We start from the raw sequence: 15,797 nt of genomic DNA, 5'->3' as shown, positions 1-15,797 counted from the left end.
ACCATCAGTTCGTGGGAACTGGAAACCTTAGAGTGCGTTGACCTTCTTGGAGATCGCCGACTTGCGGTTCGCTGCGTTGTTCTTGTGCAGAACACCCTTGCTGACAGCCTTGTCCAGCTTACGGCTGGCAGTAACGAGCGCAGTAGTAGCAGCTTCCTTGTCAGAGGACTCAACGGCGGTGTTGACGGCGCGGATGGCCGTCTTCAGCTCAGACTTGACTGCGTTGTTGCGCAGGCGTGCCTTCTCGTTGGTCAGGATGCGCTTCTTCTGGGACTTGATATTCGCCACGTGTGAACTCTCTTTGTAATGCGGAAATGGTCTAGAGGGCTTTCAGGCTGGCCTTGACTGAGCGGCGTGGGGATACCTATGGCGGCCAGCCATCAGTGACCGTCGACCTGCACGGACACACAGCAATAAAGAATAGCAGGTCAGCGGCGGCACTGGCCATTTGGGTTGGTCAGGTCCAGCCGTGTCGCCGGCGCAGCCCGGCCGCAACTTTCTCAAACCGCGCCGCGTCCAGCACGGCGCCCTCCCGCCGGATGCTGTCAGGGCGGATCTGCAGGATACGGTCCAGGCGCACTTCACTGGGCCTGCCCTGCTTGTCCCAGTCCCCGGAACCGAGGTCCACGTAGTCGCCGGACGTTGAACCGGCAGGCACCCTGTCCCTGCTGGTCAGCATCAGTCCCAGGAGGAACGGGCCGTTATGCCCCACCAGCAGCACCGGCCGGTCCTTCCCCTTGCCGTGGTCCTCCTCGTAAGGGACCCAGGCCCACACCACCTCGCCCGGATCCGGGTCGCCGTCCGGCTGCGGTGCATACCGGACGGCGGACCGCCCGCGGTAATCACCGGGATACCCGGACCCGGCAGGACCTCCGCCGGGAGCCTGAGGCATGGCCCCCGCCCGGCGGTCCCGGCCGGGGCCCGGGGCCGGCGGGGCGGGCCGCCGTTTCTGCAGCATGCGCAGGCCGCGGCGGACGGCGTTTCCCAGGGAGCGGAGATCAATGACCATGCGAAAAGCCTATCGGCGGTGGTTCGGCATGGAACTGCCGGGCGGCGCCCTGCCCGGATGCGGTCCGTGCGTCCCGGACGTGGGACACTGGATGTTCAAGACGTGCAGCTGTTCCGCAGGCGCCTATGGCGTTGCCCGGCGGGTGGCTGCTGAAAAGCCAACAGTAAGGACCCTGCGTGTCTCCCATGGCCCGCACCGCACCGGTGCCCGCCGCGACAGATCCGGCAATCATTCGGAACTTTTGCATCATCGCGCATATCGACCACGGCAAGTCCACGCTGGCTGACCGCATGCTGCAGTCCACCGGTGTGGTCCAGGCGCGTGACATGAAGGCCCAGTACCTGGACCGGATGGACATCGAGCGGGAACGTGGCATCACCATCAAGTCCCAGGCCGTCCGCATGCCCTGGGAGGTGGACGGCGTCAGCTACGCGCTGAACATGATCGACACGCCCGGCCACGTGGACTTCACCTACGAGGTATCCCGGTCACTCGCGGCCTGCGAAGGCGCCATCCTGCTGGTGGACGCGGCGCAGGGCATTGAGGCCCAGACGCTGGCCAACCTGTACCTGGCCATGGAGAACAACCTCACCATCATCCCGGTGCTGAACAAGATCGACCTTCCGGCGGCGCAGCCTGAAAAGTACGCCGCCGAGCTGGCCAGCCTCATCGGCGGCGATCCCGAGGACGTCCTGCGCGTATCCGGCAAGACCGGCGTCGGCGTCGAGGCCCTCCTGGACAAGATCGTCCGCGACCTGCCGGCGCCGAAGGGCAACCCCGATGCCCCGGCCCGTGCCATGATCTTCGACTCGGTCTACGACACCTACCGCGGCGTGGTCACCTACGTGCGTGTGATGGATGGCATGCTCCATCCGCGTGAGCGCATCCAGATGATGTCCACCAGGGCCTCGCACGAGCTTCTGGAAATCGGTGTCAGCTCCCCGGAACCCACACCGTCCAAGGGGCTCGGCGTCGGTGAAGTGGGCTACCTGATCACAGGCGTGAAGGACGTCCGGCAGTCGAAGGTGGGCGATACCGTCACCAACCTGGCCAAGCCGGCGGCGGAGTCCCTCCCCGGCTACGCCGATGCCAAGCCCATGGTGTTCTCCGGCCTGTATCCGCTGGACGGCGCCGACTATCCGGTACTCCGCGACGCCCTCGAAAAGCTCATGCTCAACGACGCCGCGCTGGTTTACGAACCGGAAACCTCGGCTGCCCTCGGCTTCGGGTTCCGCGTGGGCTTCCTGGGTCTCCTGCACCTCGAGATCACCCGCGAACGCCTGGAGCGCGAATACAACCTCGACCTCATCTCCACCGCACCGAACGTGGAATACGAGGTGACCCTGGAGGACAAGAAGGTGGTCCGGGTGACCAACCCCAGCGAGTACCCCACCGGGAAGATCGCCGAGGTACGCGAGCCCATGGTCTCCGCCACCATCCTGGCCCCCAACGAATTTGTCGGCGCCATCATGGAACTGTGCCAGTCCCGCCGCGGCGTCATGGGCGGCATGGACTACCTTTCCGAGGACCGGGTGGAAATCCGCTACCGCCTGCCGTTGGCGGAAATCGTCTTCGACTTCTTCGACATCCTGAAATCCAAGACCCGGGGCTACGGCTCGCTGGACTGGAAGGCCGACGGCGAGCAGGCCGCCGACCTGGTGAAGGTGGACATCATGCTCCAGGGCGAACAGGTGGACGCGTTCAGCGCCATCACGCACCGGGACAAGGCGTACGCCTACGGCGTGATGATGACCGGCAAGCTGCGCGAACTGATTCCCCGCCAGCAGTTCGAAGTGCCCATCCAGGCCGCGATCGGTTCCAGGATCATCGCCCGCGAAAGCATCCGCGCCATCCGCAAGGACGTGCTGGCCAAGTGCTACGGCGGTGACATCTCGCGGAAGCGCAAGCTGCTGGAGAAGCAAAAAGAAGGCAAGAAGCGCATGAAGATGGTGGGCACAGTGGAGGTGCCGCAGGAAGCGTTCATCGCCGCCCTGACCACCGACGAATCGAAGGACAAGGCCAAGAAGAAGTGACCACCGCACAGCGGGGGACCCGCTGATGCCCAGCGTTCTTCCCCTCGGCGACCCGGCGCCGTCGGACGGTCTGCTGCCTGCCCAGGCAGCGGACGGTGCGGCGGCCCGGGCTTTCGGGTTGTACGTCCACATCCCGTTCTGCGCTGTGCGCTGCGGCTACTGCGACTTCAACACCTACACCGCCACGGAACTTGGCGGCGGAGCGTCCCAGGACGCATACGCCCAGACCGCCGTGTCCGAGGTGTCGCTGGCGGCTGCTGTGCTGTCACGTTCAGGGCTGCCGGACCGGAAGCTCAGCACCGTCTTCTTTGGCGGCGGCACGCCCACGCTGCTGCCGGCCGATGACCTCGCCCTGATCCTCCGGGCCGCCATCGACCAATGGGGCATTGACGACGGCGCCGAGGTCACCACCGAAGCCAACCCCGATTCCGTCACGCCGGAGTCCCTTGCCGTCCTCAAGGACGCCGGGTTCACCAGGGTGTCCTTTGGGATGCAGTCCGCGGTTCCGCACGTGCTCAAGGTGCTGGACCGGACCCATACGCCCAGCCGGGTGCCGCAGGTGGTGCAGTGGGCGCGCGAGGCAGGACTGGCTGTCAGCCTGGACCTGATTTACGGGACGCCGGGGGAGTCGCTGGCCGACTGGCGGCACTCCCTCGAAACGGCGCTTTCCTACGGGCCGGACCACATCAGCGCCTACGCGCTGATCGTTGAGGAGGGCACCAAGCTGGCCGCGCAGATGCGCCGCGGCGAAGTCCCGGGAATCGACGACGACGACCACGCCGACAAGTACGAGCTCGCCGACCAGCTGATCACCGAAGCCGGACTTGGCTGGTACGAGGTCAGCAACTGGGCGCGGACTCCGGAGCAGGCCTGCCGCCACAACCTCGCATACTGGCGGGGTGACGACTGGTGGGGCATCGGCCCGGGCGCGCACTCACACATGGGCGGGGTCCGCTGGTGGAACGTCAAGCACCCGTCCGCTTACGCGAACCGGCTGTCGCAGGGGCTTTCGCCCGCCGCCGGCAGGGAAACCCTGGACGCGGAAACAAGGAACCTGGAGCGGGTCATGCTGGAGGCCCGCCTCCAGTCGGGACTGGATGTCTCAACGCTGAGTGCCGGGGGACGCCACGAGGTGGCTGGACTGATCGCAGCCGGCCTGGTTGATCCTGCTGCCGCATTCCGCGGACGCCTGGTCCTGACCCTCAAGGGCAGGCTCTTGGCAGACGCAGTAGTCCGCCGCATCCTGCCGGACTAGAGCCGGCCCGCGGGCAGTTGCCCTTACTTGATCCAGCGCAGGTTGTACTGGTAGCGGTGCGGCTGGCCCCGGTTGACGTGGATCCCTGCCGCGACGGAGAAGCACGTGAGCGCCACCCAGATCAGCGTGGCAATGACCGCGAAGATGTTCCCGACGTAGGGGACGAACACCAGGATGTTGGCCAGCACCGCGGCGATGGTGGGCGGCAGGCTGAAGTTCAGCGCTTCCTTGGATTCCTGGGCGGTAAATGGCCCGCGGTCACGGAAGATCAAGTAGATCAGCAGCGAGGGGACGCACCCCAGGATCCCGCCGAAGTGCGCCAGCGTCGCCCACTGGCGGTCTTCGCTGGCCGTAAGCGGCAGGGCGTTGGCGGGGACGCCATGGTACTCGGAACGGCCCTGGCCGTCCCTGTGATCACGTGCGTTTTCTGCCACAGTCTGTTCCTTCGAAGGTGCAAGTGGTGCTGACTACAATTCCGGCGCGGTGCGCAGTGCCTCAGGAAACAAGGAACCGCACTACCAAGAATACTGGTTCCCGGGACGCCGTCCGCCCTTCACGGCACGGTCAGGAAATCGATGACTTCCTCGACCCTGCCCAGCAGCGACGCTTCGAGGTCCGCGTACGTGCGCACGGCGCCCAGCAGCTTCTGCCATCCCAGGCCGACATCTTCCTTGGTGGCGTGGGGCCAGCCGAAGGCTTTCAGGATCCCCGTCTTCCAGTCCTGCCCGCGGGGCACGGCCGGCCATTTGTCGATGCCAAGGACAGCGGGCCGGATCGCCTGCCAGACGTCCACGTAGGGGTGACCGACGATCAGGACGTTGCCTGCGGCGCCCGGGGAGGCCATGACGGCATCCGCGATGCGGGACTCCTTGGAGTCAGGAACCAGGTGGTCCACCAGGACGCCAAGACGGCGGCCAGGCCCCGGCCTGAAGTCCGCGACGGCTGCGGCAAGGTCGTCAATGCCGTGCAGGGGCTCGACGACGATGCCCTCCACCCGGAGGTCGTCTCCCCAGACCTTTTCCACCAGTTCGGCGTCGTGCTTGCCTTCCACCCAGATCCGGCTGGCCTTGGCCACCTGGGCGCGTTGTCCGGCGACCCGAACGGACCCCGAGGCCGTCCTGCCCGCCGCGGGACCGGCAGCGGCCGGCCGGGGGGCGGGTGGCATCAGCCGGATCGGCCGGCCCTCCAGGAGGAAGCCGAACCCAAGGCGGAAGGAACGCGATTTTCCCCTGCGGTCCTCCAGCGCCACCACATGCATGCCGCCGGATTTCTCCACCCGGGTCACGGCACCCACCCAGCCCGACTGCACTTCCTCGAGCACCATGCCGCGCTCCACGGGGACCTCAGGCAGTTCCGTCCGTGCGGGAGCGGATATGCCGCGTGGGCCCCAGTTCCGGTAATCCATGGATTTGATCCGCCTAGCGCTAGTGTTCAACTCCGCAATTTCGCCCGGAGCGGTACCAATGCTAACAACGGGCCGAGGCATAATAGACTGTTAGCACTTAGGCATGTCGAGTGCTAACCCTGGGTTGCATCGGGAGGGGCATGCGCCCCGAACCATGGATGGAGGTGGAGAGTGAGCGAGCCACGCAAGCTGGAAGTACTGCGGGCCATCGTGGAGGACTACGTCCACTCCCGCGAGCCGGTTGGGTCCAAGGCCCTGGTGGAGCGGCATCATCTTGGTGTTTCCAGCGCCACCATCCGCAATGACATGGCCGCACTGGAGGACGAGGGGCTGATCACCGCCCCGCACACCAGTGCCGGCCGGATTCCCACGGACAAGGGCTACCGGCTCTTTGTGGACCAAATCTCGGCTGTCAAGCCGCTCTCGGCCGCCGAACGCCGCGCCATCCAGTCCCTGCTCGAAGGCGCGGACGACCTCGACGACGTGCTGGAGAGGACCGTCCGGCTGCTGTCGCAGCTGACCAACCAGGTTGCCGTGGTGCAGTATCCGCACCTGAGCAGGGCACTGGTCCGGCACATCGAATTCGTCCTGCTCGCCCCGCGCAAGGTCCTCGTCGTCCTGATCGCCAACAGCGGCAAGGTGGAGCAGCGGGTGATCGACGTCGGGCAGGACCTTGGCGACGACGCACTGGCTGAACTGCGCACCCGGTTCCTCGGTGCACTGGGCGGAACACCGCTGCGCCAACTGGCCCAGGCGCTGCCCGCCGTCGTCGCCGCCACCCCGCACCCGCAGCGGCAGGCGGCACACGCATTGGCGCTCGGGCTGGAGGGCCTGGCGCAAAACAGCCGGGAGGACCGGATGGTCATGGCCGGCACCGCCAACCTGGCCAGGTCCAACGTCGACTTCCCCCTCAGCATCGGCCCGGTGCTCGAGGCGCTGGAGGAACAGGTGGTGATGCTGCGGCTGTTGAGCGAAATGGCCCAGGACCACCGCGGCGTCGCTGTCAGCATCGGACGGGAGAACCCGTACGACGGCCTTGCCGAGGCCTCCGTGGTGGCCACTGCCTACGGTCCGGACAGCTCGGCGAAAGTAGGCATCCTCGGGCCCACCCGGATGGATTACCCCACCACCATGGCCGCCGTCAGGGCAGTGGCGCGCTACCTTTCCAGGATTTTGGGGCCCTGACTCTTGGCCGCCGGAGCGCGCTTCGGCCGGAAAGCAAGAGCTGGGCCGCCCAACTGAACGCAGTACAACAAGGAAGAGATACGAACTTTGAGCAGCCACTATGACGTCCTTGGAGTCTCACCCGAAGCGACGGGTGAAGAAATCAAAAAGGCCTACCGCAAGCTGGCCCGCACCCTACACCCGGACGTAAACCCCGGTGCGGACGCATCGGAACGGTTCAAGGCAGTAACTCACGCCTACGAGGTGCTTTCGGACCCCCAGAAGCGCCGGATCTACGACACCACCGGCAATGAGAACGGCACCGACAACGGTTTCGGCGGCGCAGGCTACGCGGGCCAGGGCTTCGCGTTCCAGGACATTTTCGACACCTTCTTCGGCGCCGGCGGCACGTCCGGTCCCGCTTCCCGTGTCCGCCGCGGCCAGGATGCCCTGATCAGCGTACGGATCGACCTCCGCGACGCCGTATTCGGCGTGAACAAGAAACTCGAAGTGGACACCGCCGTGGTCTGCCCCACCTGTGACGGATCCTGTTGCCGCCCCGGCACCCATCCGGAACGCTGCGACATCTGCGGCGGCAGCGGACAGGTCCAGCGGGCCGTCCGCTCCATCCTCGGCCAGGTCATGACGGCCGCCCCCTGCGGCACCTGCGAAGGTTTCGGCACCGTCATCAAGGATCCCTGCAACGAGTGCAGCGGCCAGGGCCGTATCCGCAGCCGCCGGTCGCTGACCATCAAGGTCCCTGCCGGTGTGGCCACCGGAACCCGGATCCAGCTCTCCGGCCAGGGCGAGGCCGGCCCCGCGGGCGGTCCGGCCGGCGACCTGTACGTGGAGATCCGCGTCAACAATGACGCCACCTACGTGCGGGAGGGCGACGACCTGCACGCCACCCTGCACATCCCCATGACGGCAGCCGCCCTGGGCACGGATGTCAGCCTGGAAACCTTCGACGGCACGCAGGAGATCGACGTCAAGCCCGGTACCCAGTCGGGGGAGATCATCACCCTGCGCGGCCTCGGCGTCACCCACCTGAGGGGCTACGGCCGCGGCGACCTGAAGGTCCACCTCCAGGTGGACACCCCGGCCAAGCTCGACCCCGCGCAGGAGGACCTCCTGCGCCAACTGGCCAAGCTCCGTGGTGAACAGATCACCGAGGGCAAGCTCGCTGCCAGCGGCGGCATGTTCGCCAAGCTCCGGGACCGGCTCGGTAACCTGTAGCGGTGAGCAACCCCGTCTTCTTCACGCCCCCCGGTTCGCTGGCCGGGATGGCGGCCGGCAAACTCTTTGTCCTCGACGGGGCGGAGGCGCGGCATGCCGTCACCGTCAAACGGCTGTCTCCCGGCGAAGCGGTGGACATCGTCGACGGCGCCGGCACCCGGATGACCGGGAAGGTGGTGTCCGCCGCTCCCTCCGCACTCGAGGTGGAATGCGGGACGCTGACCGTCGAAGACAGGCCGGACGTCCGGCTGGTGCTGGTCCAGGCCCTCGCCAAGGGGGACCGCGACGAGCTGGCCATCGAGACGGCCACGGAACTGGGCATCGACGCCGTCATACCCTGGCAGTCCGAACGGTCAATCGTCCGCTGGAAGGGCGACCGCGCAGCCCGGGCCCATGCCAAATGGGAATCCTCCGTGGCCGCGGCCGCCAAGCAGGCACGGCGCGCCTGGATCCCCGAAGTGCGGTCCGCCGTCGACACTGCCGGGCTTTCCGCTGCCGTGGAAGCTGCCGACCTCGCTGTCATCCTGCATGAGGACGCCGTTCGGCCGCTGCGCACCGTCCTTGAAACATGGCAAGGGAAAGCAGGCTCCGGACCCCGGGAAATCCTGCTCATCGTCGGTCCGGAGGGCGGCATCAGCCAGCGGGAGGTAACGAAACTCTGCGATAAGGGCGCCGTGACCGCCCTCCTGGGGCACCATGTCCTGCGGTCCTCCACGGCCGGCCCGGCCGCCGTCGTGCTTGCCAGCGACGTCCTTGGCCGGTGGACGGCTACCGGACCTTAAAGGACCTCGTGTCCTCGTTCCGGTCCGGTTCCCCGCCGGAGCCGGCCTGGGCCACACGCAGCATGTAATCGCCCGGCGGAAGGTTCAGGGCCAGGGTGAAGACGCCGGCCTGCCCCTGTTCGGACGCAGCCGTGGTTTCACCCGCCAGGAACGGTGCTTTGCTGCCGCCGTCCGTAGACTGCAGGATCTGCCAGCGGAGCTTCGCCCCGGGCGATGTGCTGCGGCCGGTGATCTTCACGCTCCCGCCGGGCACTTCGGCGTTCTCCTGGGGATCAATGATCCAGACGGGCGCCACCAGGCCCGCGGCGCGGGTCATCAGGGCCCCGAGCTGCACTTTGCCGAAGGCCACGTAGTCCGTGTGGCCGTCCACGAGGATCCGGACCCGGATCTGCTGGCCGGTGTCGATCAGGCCCGAACTGGCGGCGGCAGCGGTTGCCGTGTAGATCAGCTGCTGGATGGCCCGGGCAGCCATGTCGGCATCGAGGTTGCTGTTGAAAGCGTCCGAGGAGACGTCGACGGTGATGACGTCCTTGCCGGAGATTGAGGTGGCAAGTTTGTCCGGGTTCTGCCAGGGCGTGAAGAAGTCAGGGTCCAGCGGCTTCTCGGACATCATGGCCCGCAGGGCGCGGGTGACCGGGTTCTCCTGTTCAGGGACGTCGCGGAATTCCCGGTAAAGAAAGATGTTCCCGCCGCTGCGGCCGATCCAGTAGACCGGCGCCTTGTTGGAGGACTGTGCGGTTTCCAGCGGGGCGCTGGTGGACAGCGTGTCCGGCATGGTGCCGCCCGTTGCCGGCACCGAGGCGATGGTGCCGGTGGGTGAGGGGCCGCCCTCGGCCGTGCAGCCCGCAAGGACCGGAACCAGGACCAGGATTCCTGCAAGGACGGCGGGGCGCAGACGGCCCATCGGTCGTCCTGCCCTTTCGGGCGCAGAGGTTTCCGGCACTGTCCTGCCCTTGTCCTTTCCTGGCGTGGCGGGCCGATCCCCCTGGCGGCCTGGTGTTCCAGCAGATGCTGGATTTCCAGCATTGCACAGCGGCGCGGCCGCCCAGCCGCTCTTTGCCTCCGCGGGCACAACTGCAACGGGAACGATATGAGGCCGATATGAAGTTGATACCTAAGGACGTCCCGGCACCCTCCGGACGGGTTGCAGCCGCTGCTCCATGGCGGCCTGGTATCCGGCCCGGCCCCGCGCTGGCGTAAGATAAAGGGATCGCTGGGGCCAGGAGCACCGTCCAACGGGCGCCGGCATCAGCGAACGCAAACATTGATGTCGATCTTCGAGGGGACCACGGGCCTGCGGGCCAGCACCATGACTGAATCAGCAAATGGTAAGCGCCGGCTCAATACGGGCGAAGGCAGTCCGGGTGAATTCCCGCACTCCCTGCCCGGCACCCGGACTGAAGTAGTCCTCTTTGAGAACTCCGACCAGATGGTTCAATCACTCGGCAGCCATGACGAGGCGTTGCGGTTCATCGAAGAGCAGTTCCCCGCCGTCAACTTCCATGCCCGGGGTAATGAACTGTCCATCAACGGACCCGCCGGTGATGTTCCCCGGATCATGCGGCTCCTGCAGGAAGTCCGTGGCCTGGTGGCCCGCGGCACGGTCATCACTCCTGCTGTGCTGCAGCAACTGGTGTCCCTCCTGCGCACGCAGTCACTGCAGAATCCCGTGGATGTGCTCACCCACGACATCCTCTCCAGCCGCGGCAGGACCATCCGGCCCAAGACGCTGAACCAGAAGAACTATGTTGACGCCATCGACGCCAACACCGTGATCTTCGGCATTGGTCCGGCCGGCACCGGCAAGACGTACCTGGCCATGGCAAAAGCCGTCCAGGCGCTGCAGCAAAAAGAGGTCAGCCGGATCATCCTGACCCGCCCCGCGGTGGAAGCGGGGGAGCGGCTTGGTTTCCTCCCCGGCACGCTCAGCGACAAGATCGACCCCTACCTCCGGCCGCTCTACGACGCCCTGCACGACATGATGGACCCCGAATCCATTCCGCGCCTGATGGCGGCCGGCACCATTGAAGTGGCACCCCTGGCCTACATGCGCGGCCGGACGCTTAACGACGCCTTCATCATCCTTGACGAGGCGCAGAACACCACGCCGGAACAGATGAAGATGTTCCTCACCCGGCTCGGTTTCGGATCCAAGATGGTGGTCACCGGAGACGTCACCCAGGTGGACCTGCCGTTTGGGACGCGTTCCGGGCTGCGGATCGTTGAGGAAATCCTGCAGGGAATCGACGGCGTGAGCTTCTCGGTCCTGGATGCCGCCGACGTGGTGCGGCACCGGCTGGTCGGGGACATCGTCAACGCGTACAGCATCTGGGATGAAACCCAGCGGAGCCGGCTCAAGCATTCAGCCGGCCGGGAAAAACGGGGGGAACACGCGTGAGCATCGAGGTGAACAACGAGTCCGGCGTCCAGGTGGAGGAGTCGGAGCTCGTGGCACTGTCGCGGTACATTTTTGAGCAGCTCTACATTCATCCGCAGGCCGAACTGTCCATCCTCCTCGTGGATGAGCCGGCCATGGAGAAGCTGCACATTGAACTGATGGACGAACCGGGTGCCACCGACGTGCTCTCGGTTCCCATGGACGAATTGACCCCGGGGACGCCCGACCGGCCCACCCCGCAGGGCATGCTGGGTGACATTGCCATCTGCCCGCAGGTTGCAAAGGTGCAGGCCCGGAACGCCGGCCACTCGCTGCAGGACGAGATGCTGCTGCTGGCCACACACGGCATCCTTCACCTGCTGGGCTATGACCATGCCGAACCGGAGGAGAAGGCAGAGATGTTCGGGCTCCAGCGGGAACTCCTGTCCGGCTTCACGGGCAAAGAAGCACCTGCAGAGACGACCCAGTGACGCAACTGCTCCTGGTCGCGGTGGCATTGGTTTTCCTTGCCGTCGCGGCCCTGCTGACAGCGGCCGAGGCCGCCTTCAGTTTCCTTCCCCGGCACGACGCCGAAGATGCTCTGCACAGGAGCCGCGGCACCGCCATGCGGCGCATCCTTGCCGAGCCCGTGGCCCACACCCGGGCGCTGCGCTTCTGGCGGGTGTGGTTCGAGATGGCCTCCGCGGTGGCCGTCGCCGTCCTGATCTCCAGCCTGCTGGACAACGTGTGGCTTGCCGGCCTGGTGGCCACCGGCATCATGGCCCTTCTTGGGTTCGTGATCGTGGGCGTTTCGCCCCGCCAGCTGGGCAGGCTGCACTCCACTGCCGTTGTCCGCTTCACTGCCCCGATGGTCCGGTTCCTCACCAGCGTGCTGGGACCGATTCCCGGCTGGTTGGTGGCGTTGGGAAGTTCGGCGGCCCCCGGGGCGCCGGGCGGCGACGATGCGTTCTTCAGCGAACAGGAGTTCCGGGAACTGGTGGACCGTGCCAGCGAGTCCGACATGATCGAGGACACCGAAGCGGAGATGATCCAGTCGGTCTTCGACTTCGGCGACACCCTGGTGCGCGCCGTCATGGTTCCCAGGACGGACATCGTCAGCATTGACGCCGGGTCCAGCCTGCACCAGGCGATGTCCCTGTTCCTGCGGTCCGGATACTCGCGGATCCCGGTCATCAACGAGAACACTGACCACATCCTTGGCATCGTGTACCTCAAGGACGTTGCTGCAGTGATCCACCAGCTCCGTGCGGACCAGGAGCCGCCGCTGGTCGAGTCGCTGGCCCGCGAGGTGCGCTACGTGCCGGAGTCCAAGCCTGTGAGCGACCTCCTGCGTGAACTGCAGAAGGAGTCCACGCACGTTGCGATCGTGATCGACGAATACGGCGGCACCGCCGGACTGGTAACCCTCGAGGACCTGATCGAGGAGATCGTCGGCGAGATCGTCGACGAATATGACACCGAGAGCGCGGAAGCCGTCGCGCTGGGGGACGGTTCCTACCGGGTCAGTGCCCGGATGGGCATCGACGATCTCGGCGAGCTCTTCGACCTGGAAATCGACGACGACGAGGTGGACACCGTGGGCGGCCTCCTCGCCAAGGCACTTGGCCGCGTCCCGATCGTGGGCAGCAGCGTGGAAGTGCAGGGCGTATCGCTGCGTGCGGACCGGCTTGAAGGCCGGCGGAACCGGGTCAGCCACATCATTGCGGCGCCGGTACCAAGAGTAGAGACTGACCTTGAAGGCCTCCTGGAAGAGGCCGAAGCAACCCAGCAGGGAGTTCCACGTGAGCAAGAAAAATAAGGCTGCGGCCACGGACGACTTCGGCGGATTCCGCGCCGGATTTTCGGTGCTCGTCGGCAGGCCCAATGCGGGCAAGTCCACCCTGACCAACGCGCTGGTGGGCAAGAAGGTGGCCATCACGTCCGCCAAACCGCAGACCACGCGGCACACCATCCGGGGCATCGTGCACCGCGAGGACGCCCAGCTGATCCTGGTGGATACTCCGGGCCTGCACCGTCCCCGCACCCTGCTCGGCAAGCGCCTGAACGACCTCGTCGCGGATACCCTCGCCGAGGTGGACGCCATCGGATTCTGTCTGCCGGCCAACGAGAAAATCGGCCCCGGCGACAGGTTCATCGCCGCCCAGCTTGCCGCCGTCGGCCGCAAACCGGTGATCGCCATCGTCACCAAAACTGACCTCGTGGACAAGCAGGCGCTCACCGAACAGCTCCTTGCGGTGGCGGCCCTGGGCCGCGAAGTAATGGGGGAGGACGGCTGGAAGGACATCGTTCCGGTATCCGCCACTGACGGCTTCCAGGTGGAAACAGTCGCCGACGTGCTGATCAGCCACATGCCGCCGTCGCCCCCGTTGTACCCGGACGGCGAACTGACGGATGAGCCCGAGGCAGTCATGGTGGCGGAACTGATCCGCGAAGCTGCCCTTGAGGGTGTCCGGGACGAGCTTCCCCATTCCCTGGCCGTGGTGGTGGAGGAAATCGTTCCCCGGGAGGACCGGCCTGACGACAGCCCCCTGCTTGATGTGCGCGTCAACCTCTATGTCGAGCGGCCGTCCCAGAAGGCCATCATCATCGGCAAGGGCGGCAGCCGGTTGCGTGAAGTCGGGACCAACGCCCGCAAAGGCATCGAAGCCCTCCTGGGCACGCGCATCTACCTGGACCTCCACGTCAAGGTGGCCAAGGACTGGCAGCGCGACCCGAAACAGCTGGTCAAGCTGGGTTTCTGATCCACGAAAAGAACGTTCGCAGGAGTGCGGCAGGCAAGTTTTCCAGGCTGGACCACTAAAATGGACCGGATTCTGTATTTAGAGGAAGGTTCACGACGTGGGTCGAGGCCGCGACAAACGCGACAACGGGGCTGACCTGTCAGCCGGACCGGGACCGGTATCCCGCCACGCGAACGGCGGCGCCGTAGGTGCCGCCCGGCACCTCGGTACGCTGCGCGGGATGCCCATCTGGCTCAAAGCCGTCACGGGTGTCATGGCGCTGGTCCTCGTGGCCGGGATCGCCTTTGCCGGTTTTTGGTTCCTCCGGCTGCAGAACAACATCTCCAAGGCGCCGCTGAATGCCGGCGGCGAAAGCACCGAATCCCCCGGGAACGATGCCACGGGCCGGCTGCAGATCCTGATCCTCGGCTCGGACACCCGCGACGGAAAAAACTCGCAATATGGCACAGCCGACGATTCCACGGGCTATGGCAAGTCGGACGTGATGATGCTGATGGACATCTCCGAGGACAACAAGCGCGTCAACGTCATCAGCTTTCCGCGCGACCTGCTGGTGGACATTCCTGACTGCAAGGACAAGAAGACCGGCAAGGACTATCCTGCCCGCACCGGCGTCATGATCAATGAGGCCATGAGCGAGGCCGGCATCGGCTGCGCCGTGGATACCGTCAACAAGCTCACCGGCATGCAGGTGGACCACTTCATGATGGCCGACTTCAACGCCGTGAAGGAACTTTCCAACGCCGTGGGTGGTGTGGAAGTCTGCATCAGCGACGCCGTCTACGATCCTGATTCCCGGCTGCGGCTGCCGGCCGGAACCTCGACCGTGCAGGGCGAGATGGCGCTTGCCTTCCTCCGCACCCGCCACGCCTTTGCCGACGGCGGCGACCTTGGCCGCATCAAGGCGCAACAGGGCTTCCTCTCGGCGCTGACCCGCAAGATCAAGGACGATGGAACCCTGTCCGATCCCGCGAAGATGCTGAAGATCGCGGACGTCGTAACCCAGAACCTGACAGTGGATGACGGCCTTGCCTCTGTCCCCACCCTGCTGACGATCGGCAACCGGCTCAAGAACATCGACATCGGCAAGGTCGCGTTTGTCGCGGTGCCCACCACGCCGGCACCCATCGATCCCAACCGGCTGGTCATCGCCGAACCAGCGGGCGCACAGCTCTTCTCGGCAATGCGGAAGAACGTGGACCTCACCGACCCCACCGCGCCCACCACGCCGTCACCCACTGAATCGGCAACCCCGTCCGCGGCCCCTACTGAGACAGCCCCGCCGGTGCCGCCCTACAACAAGGCCATCCAGCCCGTAACCGTCGCCAACGGAAGCGGCGTCGCAGGCCGCGCCCAGGAAATCGTCCAGGCATTGGTGTCGGGCGGCTTCGCCCAGACGGGCCAGTTCCTGGCCCAGCCCGTGGCCAAGACGGCAGTGTATTACGGCAACGGCTTCGATGACGTGGCAGCAGATGTCGCTGCCATGCTGGGGATTCCTGCCACCCTGATGATTCCGGCTCCCGGCGTGACCGGCGTACAGGTTTACCTCGGCAGCGACTTCACCACCGGCACCGCCTATGAGGCCGGCAGTCCTGCCGCAGCATTGCCCCAGGACATCGTCAACCAGACCGCCGGGGACAAGGTCTGCCAGCAGGCGAATCCCGAACTGATCGTGCGCCGGTAGCGACGTTCCATGCCTTGGTACAGCTGCAGGCAGCAGTACCTCCGGCAGGCAACAAAATGGGCCCCGCCGGCAACGGCGGGGCCCATTTCT

Annotated in this window: 15 protein-coding genes; 10 read left to right on the top strand and 5 right to left on the bottom strand. The window is 66.0% G+C overall.

Annotated elements, in window-relative coordinates; genetic code table 11:
• Nucleotides 1–27: 27 nt before the first annotated feature.
• Nucleotides 28–288 (bottom strand): 30S ribosomal protein S20, encoded by a 261-nt coding sequence (gene rpsT, locus LDO14_RS10435; protein ID WP_018769282.1) that lies wholly within the window; start codon nt 286–288, stop codon nt 28–30.
• A gap of 169 nt (nt 289–457) precedes the next feature.
• On the bottom strand, nt 458–1,009 hold the full coding sequence (locus LDO14_RS10430) for a type II toxin-antitoxin system PemK/MazF family toxin (protein WP_056390423.1): 552 nt from the start codon (nt 1,007–1,009) through the stop codon (nt 458–460).
• Between the two features lie 176 nt (nt 1,010–1,185).
• Here LDO14_RS10430 and lepA point away from each other — a divergent pair, with 176 nt between their 5' ends.
• Both lepA and hemW read left to right on the top strand, forming a co-directional pair.
• On the top strand, nt 1,186–3,042 hold the full coding sequence (lepA, locus tag LDO14_RS10425; RefSeq protein ID WP_026265766.1) for a translation elongation factor 4: 1,857 nt from the start codon (nt 1,186–1,188) through the stop codon (nt 3,040–3,042).
• A gap of 25 nt (nt 3,043–3,067) precedes the next feature.
• Nucleotides 3,068–4,297 carry a radical SAM family heme chaperone HemW gene (gene hemW / locus LDO14_RS10420; RefSeq protein WP_018769279.1) on the top strand — a complete coding sequence of 410 codons (1,230 nt, stop codon included), beginning with the start codon at nt 3,068–3,070 and terminating at the stop codon, nt 4,295–4,297.
• Between the two features lie 23 nt (nt 4,298–4,320).
• On the opposite strand, the gene LDO14_RS10415 is transcribed toward hemW, so the two are convergent.
• Together LDO14_RS10415 and LDO14_RS10410 are read right to left on the bottom strand one after the other, a co-directional pair.
• Complete coding sequence (locus LDO14_RS10415; protein WP_018769278.1) at nt 4,321–4,731, bottom strand: DUF4870 domain-containing protein; 411 nt, start codon at nt 4,729–4,731, stop codon at nt 4,321–4,323.
• Nucleotides 4,732–4,850: 119 nt separating this feature from the next.
• Nucleotides 4,851–5,702, bottom strand: a complete 852-nt coding sequence (locus LDO14_RS10410; RefSeq protein ID WP_056390420.1) for a DUF3097 domain-containing protein — start codon at nt 5,700–5,702, stop codon at nt 4,851–4,853.
• A gap of 171 nt (nt 5,703–5,873) precedes the next feature.
• Here LDO14_RS10410 and hrcA point away from each other — a divergent pair, with 171 nt between their 5' ends.
• The 3 genes from hrcA (at nt 5,874) to LDO14_RS10395 (ending at nt 8,884) form a co-directional block, all read left to right on the top strand.
• Nucleotides 5,874–6,887: a heat-inducible transcriptional repressor HrcA gene (hrcA, locus tag LDO14_RS10405; RefSeq protein WP_018769276.1), complete on the top strand. Its 1,014-nt coding sequence runs from the start codon at nt 5,874–5,876 to the stop codon at nt 6,885–6,887.
• Nucleotides 6,888–6,974: 87 nt separating this feature from the next.
• Entirely contained in the window at nt 6,975–8,102 is a 1,128-nt protein-coding gene (gene dnaJ / locus LDO14_RS10400; protein ID WP_056390413.1) for a molecular chaperone DnaJ, read from the top strand.
• Between the two features lie 2 nt (nt 8,103–8,104).
• Nucleotides 8,105–8,884: a 16S rRNA (uracil(1498)-N(3))-methyltransferase gene (locus tag LDO14_RS10395; RefSeq protein WP_018769274.1), complete on the top strand. Its 780-nt coding sequence runs from the start codon at nt 8,105–8,107 to the stop codon at nt 8,882–8,884.
• Here LDO14_RS10395 and LDO14_RS10390 read toward each other — a convergent pair.
• Nucleotides 8,871–9,788 (bottom strand): GerMN domain-containing protein, encoded by a 918-nt coding sequence (locus LDO14_RS10390; RefSeq protein ID WP_018769273.1) that lies wholly within the window; start codon nt 9,786–9,788, stop codon nt 8,871–8,873. The genes LDO14_RS10395 and LDO14_RS10390 overlap by 14 nt on opposite strands.
• 405 nt (nt 9,789–10,193) lie before the next feature.
• Here LDO14_RS10390 and LDO14_RS10385 point away from each other — a divergent pair, with 405 nt between their 5' ends.
• From LDO14_RS10385 to LDO14_RS10365, 5 genes are all read left to right on the top strand, one after another.
• The gene (locus LDO14_RS10385; protein ID WP_026265765.1) at nt 10,194–11,282 is read left to right on the top strand and encodes a PhoH family protein; all 1,089 of its coding nucleotides are present in this window, start codon (nt 10,194–10,196) and stop codon (nt 11,280–11,282) included.
• Nucleotides 11,279–11,752: an rRNA maturation RNase YbeY gene (gene ybeY / locus LDO14_RS10380; protein ID WP_018769271.1), complete on the top strand. Its 474-nt coding sequence runs from the start codon at nt 11,279–11,281 to the stop codon at nt 11,750–11,752. Before LDO14_RS10385 ends, ybeY begins: the two co-directional genes overlap by 4 nt.
• Nucleotides 11,749–13,080 (top strand): hemolysin family protein, encoded by a 1,332-nt coding sequence (locus tag LDO14_RS10375; RefSeq protein ID WP_018769270.1) that lies wholly within the window; start codon nt 11,749–11,751, stop codon nt 13,078–13,080. Before ybeY ends, LDO14_RS10375 begins: the two co-directional genes overlap by 4 nt.
• Nucleotides 13,064–14,023, top strand: a complete 960-nt coding sequence (gene era, locus LDO14_RS10370; RefSeq protein WP_018769269.1) for a GTPase Era — start codon at nt 13,064–13,066, stop codon at nt 14,021–14,023. Before LDO14_RS10375 ends, era begins: the two co-directional genes overlap by 17 nt.
• 220 nt (nt 14,024–14,243) lie before the next feature.
• Nucleotides 14,244–15,707, top strand: a complete 1,464-nt coding sequence (locus LDO14_RS10365) for an LCP family protein (protein ID WP_081620200.1) — start codon at nt 14,244–14,246, stop codon at nt 15,705–15,707.
• Nucleotides 15,708–15,797: the final 90 nt, after the last annotated feature.

Source organism: Arthrobacter sp. NicSoilB11, from assembly GCF_019977375.1.
GTDB lineage: Bacteria > Actinomycetota > Actinomycetes > Actinomycetales > Micrococcaceae > Arthrobacter.
The sequence above is the reverse complement of the archived record's forward strand: the minus strand, read 5'-3'. Positions and strand labels throughout refer to the sequence as shown.